Consider the following 13,198-nt stretch of genomic DNA (forward strand, 5'->3'; position numbering starts at 1 on the left):
AACCAACTCATTTGTTGGAGTGCTGAAATGGACTAAAAATCATGAATATAAAACTCCCTTTAGGGCTCGCTGTGCTGCTAATGATGTTTCCGCAAATTATGGAAACAATCTATAGCCCAGCGTTGCCTAATATTGCAGAACACTTTGCAGTGTCGATTGCTGGCGCATCGCAAACCTTATCTGTGTACTTTATTGCTTTTGCTATCGGCGTATTTTGCTGGGGCCGCTTAGCCGACATTATTGGTCGCCGTAAAGCTATGCTCGCGGGATTAGTATGTTATGCCATTGGCTCTGCGTTAGCCTTGATGGTGAGCGATTTTAGCCTGTTGTTGCTGGCCCGCATATTGTCGGCTTTTGGCGCGGCAGTGGGTTCTGTGATTACCCAAACTATGATGCGTGACAGTTATAGCGGCGAAGAATTAGCCAAAGTCTTTTCTGTGATGGGAATGTCACTTGGGATAAGCCCTGTCATCGGATTGCTATTGGGCAGTATCCTCAGTGCGTATTGGGGATATCAAGGTGTGTTTGCCGCACTCATGGTCTCTGCAATTGTGCTGCTGTTTTTGTCGGTAAAATCTTTACCCGAAACCAAACCCACACATACCCAGAAAATCGCGATAGGCGAGTTAGCGATTAAGATGCTTACCGACAGCGAGATTATTAAGAGCAGCTTGTTGGTGGCGGCGTTTAACCTAATGTGGTTTAGCTACTTTTCACTGGCGCCATTTATGTTTGAGGCGCAAGGCTTATCGACACTCGCGTTTGGTACTAGTGGCTTACTGTTAGGCTTTGGTGCTTTCCTTGGTAGTTATGTTAATAAAATAATGCTGGGTCGAGGCCACACCAGCGCACAACTCGTTCGCTTAGCCAGTGCTATTGCACTTGTCGGTGGACTGGGCATTTGGCTCCTTCAATCGACCTTTATTGGGCTGAATAATGTTTACTTTCTAGCCCCTATGCTATTGATTGTGATGGCTTACGGTATCGCAATTCCGAACATACTAAGCTCTGCTCTGGCAAACTACCGCACCTATGCGGGCTCTGCTGGCGCACTCTTTGGACTATTTTATTATATTCTGTTGGGATTAGGTTTAGGCGGCGCGGGAATCATCCACCATTTAGGTATTGTGATTACGTTAAGTGCACTGCTTTGCGTTGGCTTAGGTTTACTTTTAGGCTTAGCCAATAAAGCAAAAAACGCTTAAGACGCAAATGAAAAGCCAAGATACTAAGTACCTTGGCTTTTCTATGTAATTTCTACATTTTGTATAGACGTGAAAAGCTAGGTTTTAGGTGCGAGTTCCTGCTGCTTTGCTGCCTCTTGGGCTGCAGTCGAAATCAATCGAGGCATGGCAGGAAGTAAAGTTAACTTCATCATTGAGTAGACCACAGTCTATTCATAAGCAGAGAGTTATGAATGGTGACGTTTACGCATCTATTCTTTCGCTAAATCCCATCATCTCAAAGTTTCTATTGAATATTGTTACTACTGAGTAGTACGAAAAACGAGCATCCGAACAAAGGGAATCAATGTCTTTTCAAACAAACACTTTTCATTAGGCTTTTCTTAAGTAATTGTCATTCCATCATTTTAGATGTACTCAAAGTCACTTTCTGATTTTACGATGTGCGATTGTAGCGTTTTTATATCGACGACAGCCTAAGTGAGTTCTTGTCCTCACAAATCATATGTGGTTCTATCACACTAAATGTTATCTCTATGTTATTCGTTGTATGGGGAGATACGGATGCGTCGACTTTTTTCAGAAGATAGTGAAGTCTTATTATTCAAAAGTTTAAATTATATACCTATCCCAGTTCTATTATCTGAGGCCTTGGACGTTGAAGGACGTCGCCCAAGCACTCATAGGGTGCATAGATTTATGAATCATGCATTTATTGAGCAATTGGGTTATACCATGTCGGACATACCCGATATTGAATCTTGGTTTAATACTGTTTATCCCGAGCCAATCCTTCGAGATAAAGCGATGTTTGATTGGGATAGGGCTGTGTATGTAAGTGAAAAACAGGGGCTGAGCACCGCAGGTTTTCAAACTTACCTTCGCTGTGGCAATGGTGAATATCGTTGGTTTTTAATCACAGCTCAAATTACCACAGAAAATCAATCAAACTTAAACATAGTCACTATGAGAGATGTTCATCAGTTGCAGTTACTGATTGAGGATAACAAGCGACAGTCTAATACTGATTTACTGACGGGACTTGCCAATCGTCGTCAAGTGGAACAGCTCCTCGCTTTAGCCATAGAACACAGTGCCGATGCACAAGGTTCACTCTGTTTAGTGATGTGTGATATCGATTTTTTTAAGAGTATCAATGATAACTTTGGTCATTTGTGTGGGGATGATGTGCTTAAATTAGTAGCGGATCAGCTTAAGCGCTATGTCCCCTCTGCCTCCTGTGTCGCACGTTGGGGAGGGGAAGAGTTTCTGATCGTGCTGGAAAACACTGAACTTGAAGTCGCTATAGAGCTTGCCGAGAAGTTGCGTTGTGATATTGAATCCACGGATTACCAATCCTATGGCCAGCATATGCATTTGACCATGAGTTTTGGGTGTGTCGGGCATCAAGTTGCTGAAAGCTTGCATAGTCTATTATTTCGGGTTGATAGCGTTTTATATAAAGCTAAAAATGATGGCCGTAACCGTGTTGTATTTGATTGAATTCTGAATAAATTCAAACGTTAAATTATATTTTATCTATCATCTTTTAGCCCCAATTAGGTTTGGGATGTGATAACAGATCTTTGTCTGGAATTTGAGCGGAGAAGGTTAATGACAGCACGCAATACCAGTGAGGTAATTCTCTTTAAAAGCTTAGATTTCATTCCTATTCCAATCCTGCTTTCAGAATCACGCATGAATGAGATGTCTGGCCGTATACAGCGGATCCATCGTTTTGTTAATCATGCCTTTATCGAACAGATTGGCTACACATTAGTCGATATTCCCGATATGGATGCTTGGTTTAATACTGTGTATCCAGATCCTTTAGTGCGCCAAGCTATGGTTGAAGGATGGGCAAAAATTGTTGAAAGCAGTATCAATGCAGGAATCGATACGGCTGAAATGCAGGCTCGCATTCTTTGTCGTAACGGTGAGTACCGTTGGTTTTTGATCACGGCACAAATTACCACAGAGAATCAATCGGACTTGCATATAGTAACGATGAGAGATATCCATGATTTACAATTGCTTATTGATGAAAATCAAACTTTGTCTAATACCGATGTGTTGACTGGACTCGCTAATCGCCGTAAAGCGGAAGCAGTGTTGGAGAATGCCTTAAGTACCACAAATGGCTCTGACCTTTGCTTATTAATGTGCGATGTCGATTATTTCAAAGCCATTAATGACACGTTTGGTCATTTATGTGGGGATGATGTCTTAGTACAAGTTGCAAGGTTACTTGAAGGGCTACAGCAATCCGCTGCTTGTATTGCACGTTGGGGAGGTGAAGAATTCTTGATTGTTTTACAAGGTTACTCCTTAGATGAAACATATCAAATTGCAGAGCAATTACGTTTAGATTTAGCGTCGACGGATTTTTTCTATCAAGATAAACAACTGAATTTGACTATGAGTTTTGGCTGTATCTGTGTTCAAGATAATGAGAGTCTGCGCAGCGCACTTTTCCGGGTAGACAGTGCGTTGTATAGCGCTAAATCCGCTGGCCGAAATTGTGTTGTGATTGGATAGATAAATTCCCAATATCCTATGTAGGGCAAGGAAACTTGATTAAGACACCAATAAAAAAGCCAAGACACTGAGTGTCTTGGCTTTTTGTTCTGTGATCTTCTGCAGTTATTATTAGCGCTAGGCTTTAGGTGCGAGTTCCTGCTGCTTTGCGGCCGCCTCTTGTGCCGCTAACTCTTGTGCTTTAATCGCCGCTTCGAGCTTAGCTTCAACATAACCAGGAGAGTGCGTTGTGGCCGAGATTAATCGATACATGGCGGGGATCACCAGTAAGGTCACAAAGGTCGCAAACGCCATTCCGAAGAACACTACAGTACCTACAGCGATACGGCTTTCTGAGCCCGCGCCCGTCGAGAAAATTAACGGTACAGCACCCACTAAGGTGGTGAAGGCTGTCATTAGGATTGGCCGTAAACGACGGGATGACGCATCGATAATGGCTTTATCGAGTTCAAAGCCGCGGTCGCGCAATTGGTTGGCAAATTCCACGATGAGGATACCGTTTTTAGTCACCATACCAATTAACATGATCATGCCTATCTGGCTGTAGATGTTGATCCCTTGGCTCGTGATCAGTAGTCCTAAGAAACCACCGAATACACCCATAGGCACAGTAAACATCACCACTAACGGGTTGATAAAGCTCTCAAACTGTGCGGCTAATACTAAGTAGGCAACCAGTAAAGCTAAACCAAATACGATAAAGATACTGCTTTGGTTTTCTTTAAAGTCTTTGGATTCGCCCGTATAACCAATCGAAATATCCTTAGGTAATAGTTCAATGGCTTTAGCGTCAAGGAACTTTAAGCCTTCACCTAAGGTGTAACCTTCACTGACGTTAGCCTTGAGGGTGATCGATTTTTGCTTATTGGTGTGGCTTAATCTTTGTGCAGAGGCAATTTCTTCTATATGAGTGACAGTATCGAGAGTGACTAATTCGCCCTTAGCTGACCGCATGTAGATTTGGCTCAGGTCACCGACATTATTGAAACTGTTTTCATCACCGCGTAAATACACATCGTATTCTTCGCCTCGATCAACAAAGGTCGTTTCGGTACGGCCACCCAGCATGACTTCTAAGGTTTCCGATACTTGGTCGACACTGATCCCCAGTTCTGCGGCGCGCTCTTTATCGACAGTAACAATGAGTTCTGGCGTTGTTTCTGCATAGTCTAAGTCAGCCCCTTCCATCATAGGGCTAGCGTTAGCCTCTTCTTTCAATATCTGCGCCCACTTAAACAGTTCGGCATAGTCCGAACCACCAAGTACAAATTGCACCGGTTCGCTCGATTGCCCTCTAAAGCCTGGCATCATAGGGCGAACCATTACATCTGGAATATCCTTTAAGGCATTGCTAATAATTCCAAGGGCTTGCTGCGCTGTCACATCGCGGTGTTCCCAATCTTCTAGCTGCATGATGACAAAGCCAGTTTGATCGCCAGCACGGCCACCAAAGGCGGGAGCTTGTACGCTGAAGGATCGCAGCACACCTTTACCGAGCAAGGGCATGAGTCTGTCTTCGACTATGTCCATGTTGGCTGTCATACGGTTATAACTGGTGCCTTCGGCGCCTTTAATAAAGGCGAACAACACGCCGCGGTCTTCCTGCGGCGCAAGCTGTGACGGTACTTGTTGCATTAACCAAGCGCTGCCGCCGATACAAGCGAGGATAACTAGCGGTGCGAGCAGGCGGAGTTTAATCGCTCGAGTCACGGCGACGCGATAAACGCTTTCCATGCGAGCAAAGCCGCTGTCGACCCAACGATTAAAGCGATTCGGTTTGACGTTGGCTTTGAGTAATTTACTGCTTAGTACAGGCGTAAGTGTGAGTGCCACTAAGGAGGAGAACAGCACTGACACCGCCAGCATCACGGAGAACTCGGTAAATAGTAGTCCGACCATGCCCTCCATAAATGAAATTGGGAGGAATACCATCACCAGTACCGCCGTAGTGGCGATAACGGCAAAGCCCACTTCTCGAGTACCTTTATAGGCGGCGAGTAAGGGCTCTTCACCTTTTTCGATATGGTGGAAAATGTTTTCAACCACCACAATCGCATCATCCACCACTAGACCGATGGAGAGGATTAATGCCATCAATGTCAGTAGATTAATCGAATAACCTAGCATGTTGGCGGCGATAAATGCCGAGATCAAAGATACTGGAACCGTCACCGCTGGGATTAACGTTGCTCGTGCTTGTCCAATGAAGATATACAGCACGAGTACGACCAAGGCGCCCGTGACATAAAGGGTGCTATACACTTCGTTAATCGAGCGGTCGATAAATACGGTCGAGTCGAAGTCGACCACTAGGCTAGTGCCTTCGGGCAGGAAGTCTTGTACGCGATCAACTTCTTTATGCACTTCTTTGGCAACGAGCAGAGGGTTGGCATCGGACTGGGCAATAATGCCTAAACTGATGTTAACTATGCCGTCGCTTTTGAAGGTCGAGTTTTCGTTTTGTGCCCCAACAGCCACATCCGCCACATCTTTTAAGTAGATAGCCGTGCCATCGCTGGCGGTACGCACCACAAGATAGTCAAAATCCTTCGGCGTGTAGTACAAGCGTTTGGTACGCACCGACATCACTGTGGTGTCGTTGCGCACTTGGCCGCCGGGCGTTTCGATATTCTCTTTACGCAGGGCGTTGATAATATCCGTGGCGGTAACATTACGTCCTGCCATTTGTTCGGGTCTGAGCTTGACGTACATGACCTTATACAAGCCACCGGAAATGCTGATAGAACTCACGCCGCTGATTAAGCTGAATTTGTCCTCGAGTACTCGCTGGGCGTAGTCCGTTAATTGAGTACGGTCCATCACACTCGAGCTTAAGTTCACATAGACTGAGGGTTCGCCGGAGCCGTTGTCTTTTGAGACGACGGGGTCTTTTGCATCTTCTGGGAGTCTGCGTTGGGCGCGGGCCACGGCATCACGCACATCGCTGACCCCTTCGGTTAAGTTCCAACCGAGGAGGAATTTAACTGTGATACGCGAGCTACCGTTACGTGTGGTCGAGGTGATTTCGTCAATACCACTGATCCCTGTTAGCTCATCTTCTAAAGTCTTAGTGATCTGGCTTTCCATAATCGCCGCCGACGCACCCGAGTAACTGGTGCTGATGGTGACCACAGGGCTTTCGACGTCGGGCATTTCTCGTATCGACAGTTTAGTGAACGACACTATGCCGAATACACATAGCAGTAAGCTTAAAACGATGGCAACGACAGGGCGTTTAACCGAAACATCGGATAACCACATTATTTCGTCTCCGTTGCTTTAGGACCTGAAAGCTCTGTCGCACGGGCTGAGGCTTTATCATCGAGCGTGACTTCATTGATTTGCAGGCCATCGCGCATATTGACTAAGCCCTGTACCACGACTTTGTCACCTATGTTTAAACCGCTTTCGATTAAGACTTGGTTATCGATACGTGCCCCGAGTGTCACTTCTGTGCGGTGGGCAATGTGGTCGGCGCTAACTACGTATACGTAACGTTTAGTTCCTGAATATTCAAGAGCTTGTACTGGCACCATAGGTGCTGAAATCGCTGGGAAAGTGATGGTTGACGACATCATCATGCCCGGTTTTAAGCGTTTCTTCGGATTATCGAATAGCACTCGTACTTTGAGGTTTAAGGTTTCCTCATTGACGCGGGGATCGATAGCTACCATTTTGCCAGTAAAGATTTCATTCGGCCAAGCGCGACTGGTGGCTGATACTTGCATGCCAATACTCAGTTGCGATAGGAAATGCTCAGGCACTTGTAAGTCGAGGCGCATGCTGGACAAATCATCTAGCGACATCAACTCAGTGCCCATGCTGACCATCTTGCCTTCGCTGAAATTAATCAGGCCAGTATTACCTGCAAAAGGCGCTATCAGCGAGTGGTAATGTAAATCTGCTTGGGCGGAGGATAAGCGTGCTTGGGCGATATCAACACTGGCTTTTTGTGCGTCAATCTCGGTTTGGGTAATAGCGTTACGGCTGATCAGTTTTTCAAATTCTTTGAGTTTACGTTTTTCATCATTGAGGAAAGCATTGGCCTCGGCGACGGCGGCTTGGGCTTTCATATCATCGAGTTCGATCAGTAATTGGCCTTTTTTCACCGCTTGGTTTGAGGTCACTGCGACTTGTTTAATCTTACCTGTGACTTGCGGTGCAATGATCACTGCACGTTCAGCCGCGAGTTTGCCGATAAGAGAGATAGATTGCGCTAATGGATATTCAATCACTTCACCCGTGACCACAGGAACGGTACGCATAAGATGTGGCGCGTTCTCGGGTTTAGCCGCTTGAAGGACATCACTAAAACTCACCGCTGTGGCGATAATCGCAAGCAGGGCAATGGCAATAATGGTTTTTTTCATTGTAATTATTATCTCGCGCAAAGGCAGTTTAAAAAGGTAATCGCTCTAATGGCGCTATTCTAGTGAATAACGTACGCCAGTTGGGTAAAAGTTTGTAAAGGTAAGCGAACGAAAATGAAAGAAATTGTGTTTTTTGAGCATTGTGCACAATTCAACGAGGGTTTTGCTGTTTTTTTGTACTGCTATTGCTTTTTAAAAGCTGGACGGACTTTAGGGATGGGCTTCAGTTCGCGTTTTTTCAATCGGCGCTTGAGTCGTTTCAACCTGAGGATATTGGCTTAAAATTGCCGCTAATCGTCCATCGCGTCGCATACTCTCTAAACCTTGATTAAAATCTGTCACTAACTGCGGATGATCCGCCATAGCCAAAGAGATCCCTAAATGAAATACCTCAGTCGCTATGGGTTGGCCGACTTGCTCAAAGGCCCCCTCATATTCACTTGGTCCTTTTTTAATTAAATACCTCGCTAAGTTATGGCCAATCAAGACTAAGTCAATACGCTTTAAAAACAGCTTTTTGAGATTCATCTCATCCGAATTTCCTTCCTCTGTGGTAAGCCCAGCGGCGAAGATTTCTGGTGGATTAGCGTAACCGCGACCTATACCGATAGTGAAAGGTTTAAGATCTGAAAGTTGACTGAAACTCAGCGGTGAATCTTTACGTTTATAAAACACAATTTGTACGGGTTGGATAGGTGCGGAATATTGGGCCCATTGCTCGCGCTCTTTACGATACCAGAGCCCAATGATGCCATCAGCTTGGCCAGTTTTAACGAGTAAAGCCGCGCGGGCGAAGGGATAAAACTTGAGACTGGCAGTGTAACCTTGACGTTTAAAAGCTTCTTTGACGACTTGCGCAACGCCGCTCTGTTCAGGTAAAGCATCGGCATAAAAAGGAGGATAGTTAGTGGCGACTAAATGGAGTTCTCGCCCCGCAAATGCTGGGGGATAGAAGCTGAATAGAAACAAGCAAAAGCTAGATAATCTGAGTAATTTCTTCCCCATTTCTACTCCAGCAGTGAGGTGAGTCGCACTTGGCTTGAGTATAGTCAGAGTTAATTAAAACAGGCGAACTTATGGATATTAAGATGAGCGTATATTGAGAGCCATACGATTGAGTGTTATGCCGATTGAGTACCATGGTGGGCGTCCATTTTACCTTTACTTATTTATACATTCGCGCCCTAACTTATTCATGCATTAAGGCGCTAGCTCATGCACGTATTGGGGCAAAAGATATTAGTGAGGCAGGTTATAGCGAAACCTGCTCACCCTGATACAAACCTCGGCGGAGTTTGCCGGCGTCGATAAGTAACAGCTCACCGGATTTACCATTCTTAATGCTGCTATCTATCGCAATGATTTTATTATGATAAAGCCCAAGAACTTGTTCCTGCGATGTGTGCCCTACGACGATATGATCGACCTTGAAATAGCTCAGTATGCTATCGATATCTGACTCTTTCAGTTCATCTTTAAAGTAGCCACGATACCAAGTTGGACCATTGGTAAAAAACAAAAAGTTGAGTAAATCGTCTTGCTTTAAATCGGCTTTTTTATCATCTAAATGCTGACGAAATAATTGGTTAGCATCGCTGATATTTAATTTACGCTCGACCCATTCAGGGCTGATGCCACCGTGCATAAACAAGATATTATTGATTTTGACTAAGGTATGTTTGCTGCGAAGCCATTGGCCTATTTCGGTGTCTTTGTTGTAGAGCGCATCGTAGCTGCGTTTGAGTAAATCTGCCGAGACTTGATAGCGTTCGTTGACGTAGCGTAAGTCGCCGCGAAACACCATTTGCTCGTGATTGCCCATGAGTAGATGTAAGCGTCCGCCCGCAGCTTGGGCTTCTTGGTCTAAGGAATATAAAAACCACAATACTTCATTGACTTGATGACCACGGTCAAACATGTCGCCCGTCATCACCATATGACCGTCACCAAAGGCCCAGTGGTTATCTTTGTCGATAATCTGATGGGCTTTTAGCAAGTTAATCATTACATCAAACTGGCCGTGTACATCGCTAAGGGCGACAATTTTGCTGATATGGGTAAAGGTATCTGGTTCAACCGTGACAGTTTGTGTATGAAGGTGCGGTTGGGGTAATTCTCCGCAACTGGCAGGGCGAGTTAACTGCGCCTTCGCAATCGGCGTTTGTTTTAGCTCACTCTGGCAAATCCAATAGGCAGTGTCCTTTTGAGTGTCATCTAAAAACACATAAGGGCCATCGGTGACGCTGTTTTCTTGAACTTTTAGCTCTAGCTCGGCTTCACTTGCATTGGCCGCTAATGAGGTCAACGCCAGTGAGGTAAAGGGGAGTGCGGTGACAAGCCATAACAGGGGCGTGAATTTTCTCTGTTGCTTGAGTATCCATTGGCTGGCTCGGCTAAGTCGCGTCATAGATAGCGTGATTGGATGAGCCCCGACTGGCATCGAATTGATTCGCATTAGACCGCATCCTTGTTCTTGTTTTAGTTATTCATTCTGTCATTTTAGACACTTGAGTTGATGAGTCTTCAACGTGCAGCTTGACGAATTCAATTTCAAGCGCTTAATCCAAACGCTTAATCACAAGTGCTTAATCTTAAGTACTTAATGTCAAGTGCTCAACCTATTCAAAACACTAAATCATACGGATAAGGCTTAACATCGGCAAGTCGTGAGGCTGGCTAAAGTAAACTTGTCCGCCTCGTTATTCAGTTATTCCATCATTGCATGTCTATAAGTGCATGACTGTCGTTACATTGTATTGGCAGTTACATGGCATTGACGACGGTATAACTATCAACAAACTGCTCGAAACTGACGATTTTTCCGCTGTGTATTTTCCATAAATGGGCGACTCGGGCGCTAAAATACTTGCCCGTTTTGACATAGGTACCTGAATAAGTGCCGAAGGCAAAAACCTTATCACCCTGCGCCACATAGTCTTCGATATCGACGCGATAGTTATTCCATTCTTTTTCGAGGCGGGCGAACACATTGGCGGCTATCGCGCTAAAACCTATGTAAGTGCCCGCATAGGGAAAACCTGCCGCCTCTGTCCAGCGTGCGTCATTTGCCAGTGCATGCTCAAGATTTTTAGCATTTTCGGCTGAGCTATGTCCCTCGTAAGTACTTTTGACAAGTGCAAGATTCGCATCAGTTTGCCTTGCTGTTTCGATAAGATTTAACTGAGCAGGCTCACTCACTAAAGAGCTTGTTGGAACACTATTAAGCGTTGGCATGATTACGACTCAAACTGTGCTTCAAGATGGCTTAACCACTGGGCGGGTTGGCCATAAAAGCGGTTGATATTAATGGCGGTGATGTTGCCGTCATCATCCTCTATAGCCATTGAAGGGAAGCCTTGGGCACCCATCAGATTCAGTAATGCTCTAGATTCAACAATATGCTCATATAGCTTGTCTTCACCTTGGGCATAATGTTGCGCAAAGCCTATAGGGTCGAGCCCAAGTTCAGCGGCTAACCTTGCGAGATTACCTTCATCACTGGCGCTGTGACCATCACGGTAATGGGCCAGTTGTACTGAGTGTAGATAGGCCAAACTGTCGCCACCCATAGCATCGACTGCGAGCATGGCTTTAATAGGAGGCGCCGAGTCGAGTACGATTGTGGTATCGCGCAGCAGACCATCAAAATAGTTTTCCCCAAAAGGTTGTCCAGTTAGCTCGGCAATACGCAGATCGTGGGGCATAACATAGTCGCGCCAGTTAGCATCGATTTGTTTACGTCTTGGGCCCGTGAGCATACCGCCGCCGTGGAGCTTAATGGTAAAGCCTGCTTTTGCGGCGGCATCGAGTAAAGGCGCTGCGGCATAACACCAACCACATAAAGGGTCGATAATGGCGTGCAGAGTGCGCTCTTTGGCAGCCTGTGCGCTGTTGACTGAATTTGCTGAATGAGTTGTTGGCTGAGTCATAGTGTTAAACCTTTTGGCTTAAGTTCGTCGCGACATTAGCGACTTAAACCCTTTGAGAAAATCGATTAAAATAGTTAGGTTGGTACCGTTATTTAGCTAAAAAATGGCACGCAATCGCTCACGTGCCTGTCTTTAACTATTTGCACTTAAATGCTTGTATCTAATCGCCTAGATAGATATGGCTGGGCTTACATAGGCCAGGTCATTTCGCCCATGTAAACTTTGGCGCTGATCTCAAGCCCTGCATCGGCTGGCATTTGTGGGTATAGCGCCAGCATCTTTTGGATTAATTCAGCTGAATCTTTCGAGGCTTTTGCAGCGATTTCAAAGGCTTTTACATATTCACGAGTAAAACCGATGGCGTGGGTATTAAATCGCGCTTTGCCTAAATAGTGCCCTGGGATCACTGTGGTCGGCAGCAGTTTTTCCATTGCATCTAAATGGGTTAACCATTCCTGACGCTCAGAGGCTGTTTGAGTGTCAGCCATCCAAACATGCGTGTTATCAAATACTTCCACGCCACCTGTAATGGTTTTTGCCGATGGCACCCACAGGAAAGTGTGTTTAGGGTGTTTATCATTAAAACCTTTGATAATCACTTGCTCACCGTCGATAGTAAAAGTGTCACTGTGAATCGCCTTAGGTAACACTAATTCGCTTGGCGCATTATCTTTTAAAATCGGCCCCCAGTAGGCGAGTTTGCCTTCCATTGAGGCTTTAATCGCATCGACAGTGGTTTGAGTCGCGACGATTTGTGCATCGGGGAAATTCTTTTTAATCACGGCTAAGCCGAAATAGAAATCAGGATCGCTATGGCTGATATACACCTGAGTCAGCTTTTTACCGCTGGCTTTGATGGTGTCGACCAATGTTTGGGCATCGTTATTTTGAAATTGCGCATCGACTAGCATCATTTCACGCTCGCCGCTGATAAAGCTTGATGACACGGCAAAGATACTGTTTTCGCCCGGATTAAAATGGCTCACTTGCAATGGCGCAGCATTGACCGCGCTAAGTCCCGCCAGCAACAAGGTGGCGGCTAGGCTGATTTTAGACGAGGCCTTCAATGTGGCGTTAACTGTGTTACGTATTGCATAGGTCGATGTGTTCATTTGGGGCTCACTTATAGTCACAGGATGAAAGAGTAAAAGGTTCGATTTAGCATTCATTGATTTGC

At 45.4% G+C, this 13,198-nt stretch carries 10 protein-coding genes; 3 read left to right on the forward strand and 7 right to left on the reverse strand.

Going from position 1 to position 13,198, the window contains the following annotated elements:
* Positions 1-41: 41 nt before the first annotated feature.
* From L5L77_RS00900 to L5L77_RS00910, 3 genes are all read left to right on the forward strand, one after another.
* Positions 42-1,205: a multidrug effflux MFS transporter gene (locus tag L5L77_RS00900; RefSeq protein WP_263186088.1), complete on the forward strand. Its 1,164-nt coding sequence runs from the start codon at positions 42-44 to the stop codon at positions 1,203-1,205.
* Between the two features lie 678 nt (positions 1,206-1,883).
* Positions 1,884-2,687: a sensor domain-containing diguanylate cyclase gene (locus L5L77_RS00905; protein WP_197018086.1), complete on the forward strand. Its 804-nt coding sequence runs from the start codon at positions 1,884-1,886 to the stop codon at positions 2,685-2,687.
* Between the two features lie 111 nt (positions 2,688-2,798).
* Positions 2,799-3,722: a GGDEF domain-containing protein gene (locus tag L5L77_RS00910; RefSeq protein ID WP_219254128.1), complete on the forward strand. Its 924-nt coding sequence runs from the start codon at positions 2,799-2,801 to the stop codon at positions 3,720-3,722.
* 117 nt (positions 3,723-3,839) lie between these two features.
* Here L5L77_RS00910 and L5L77_RS00915 read toward each other — a convergent pair whose 3' ends face one another.
* The 7 genes from L5L77_RS00915 to L5L77_RS00945 all read right to left on the reverse strand — a co-directional run bounded on the left by L5L77_RS00915 (position 3,840) and on the right by L5L77_RS00945 (position 13,133).
* A complete protein-coding gene (locus L5L77_RS00915; RefSeq protein WP_028761399.1) occupies positions 3,840-6,983 on the reverse strand; it encodes a multidrug efflux RND transporter permease subunit in 3,144 nt (1,047 codons plus the stop codon).
* Entirely contained in the window at positions 6,983-8,092 is a 1,110-nt protein-coding gene (locus tag L5L77_RS00920; protein WP_028761398.1) for an efflux RND transporter periplasmic adaptor subunit, read from the reverse strand. The genes L5L77_RS00915 and L5L77_RS00920 overlap by 1 nt, the downstream gene beginning before the upstream one ends.
* 210 nt (positions 8,093-8,302) lie before the next feature.
* Positions 8,303-9,097, reverse strand: coding sequence for a substrate-binding periplasmic protein (locus tag L5L77_RS00925; protein WP_263221817.1), 795 nt, complete (start codon positions 9,095-9,097; stop codon positions 8,303-8,305).
* 247 nt (positions 9,098-9,344) lie between these two features.
* A complete protein-coding gene (locus L5L77_RS00930; RefSeq protein ID WP_263186090.1) occupies positions 9,345-10,547 on the reverse strand; it encodes a metallophosphoesterase in 1,203 nt (400 codons plus the stop codon).
* Positions 10,548-10,855: 308 nt separating this feature from the next.
* Positions 10,856-11,326: a nuclear transport factor 2 family protein gene (locus L5L77_RS00935; protein ID WP_263186092.1), complete on the reverse strand. Its 471-nt coding sequence runs from the start codon at positions 11,324-11,326 to the stop codon at positions 10,856-10,858.
* Between the two features lie 2 nt (positions 11,327-11,328).
* Positions 11,329-12,021, reverse strand: a complete 693-nt coding sequence (locus tag L5L77_RS00940) for a DsbA family protein (protein WP_263186094.1) — start codon at positions 12,019-12,021, stop codon at positions 11,329-11,331.
* Positions 12,022-12,209: 188 nt separating this feature from the next.
* A complete protein-coding gene (locus L5L77_RS00945; protein ID WP_263186096.1) occupies positions 12,210-13,133 on the reverse strand; it encodes an MBL fold metallo-hydrolase in 924 nt (307 codons plus the stop codon).
* Between the last annotated feature and the right edge of the window lie 65 nt (positions 13,134-13,198).

The sequence above is a fragment of the Shewanella sp. SM29 genome, from assembly GCF_025654245.1.
Classification (GTDB): domain Bacteria; phylum Pseudomonadota; class Gammaproteobacteria; order Enterobacterales; family Shewanellaceae; genus Shewanella; species Shewanella oncorhynchi.

Excerpts from the sequence above, each read along its gene's own strand:
- L5L77_RS00900 (WP_263186088.1), top strand. The coding sequence starts at position 42 with ATGAATATAAAACTCCCTTTAGGGCTCGCTGTGCTGCTAATGATGTTT.
- L5L77_RS00905 (WP_197018086.1), top strand. The coding sequence starts at position 1,884 with ATGAATCATGCATTTATTGAGCAATTGGGTTATACCATGTCGGACATA.
- L5L77_RS00910 (WP_219254128.1), top strand. The coding sequence starts at position 2,799 with ATGACAGCACGCAATACCAGTGAGGTAATTCTCTTTAAAAGCTTAGAT.
- L5L77_RS00915 (WP_028761399.1), bottom strand. The coding sequence starts at position 6,983 with ATGTGGTTATCCGATGTTTCGGTTAAACGCCCTGTCGTTGCCATCGTT.
- L5L77_RS00920 (WP_028761398.1), bottom strand. The coding sequence starts at position 8,092 with ATGAAAAAAACCATTATTGCCATTGCCCTGCTTGCGATTATCGCCACA.
- L5L77_RS00925 (WP_263221817.1), bottom strand. The coding sequence starts at position 9,097 with ATGGGGAAGAAATTACTCAGATTATCTAGCTTTTGCTTGTTTCTATTC.
- L5L77_RS00930 (WP_263186090.1), bottom strand. The coding sequence starts at position 10,547 with ATGCGAATCAATTCGATGCCAGTCGGGGCTCATCCAATCACGCTATCT.
- L5L77_RS00935 (WP_263186092.1), bottom strand. The coding sequence starts at position 11,326 with ATGCCAACGCTTAATAGTGTTCCAACAAGCTCTTTAGTGAGTGAGCCT.
- L5L77_RS00940 (WP_263186094.1), bottom strand. The coding sequence starts at position 12,021 with ATGACTCAGCCAACAACTCATTCAGCAAATTCAGTCAACAGCGCACAG.
- L5L77_RS00945 (WP_263186096.1), bottom strand. The coding sequence starts at position 13,133 with ATGAACACATCGACCTATGCAATACGTAACACAGTTAACGCCACATTG.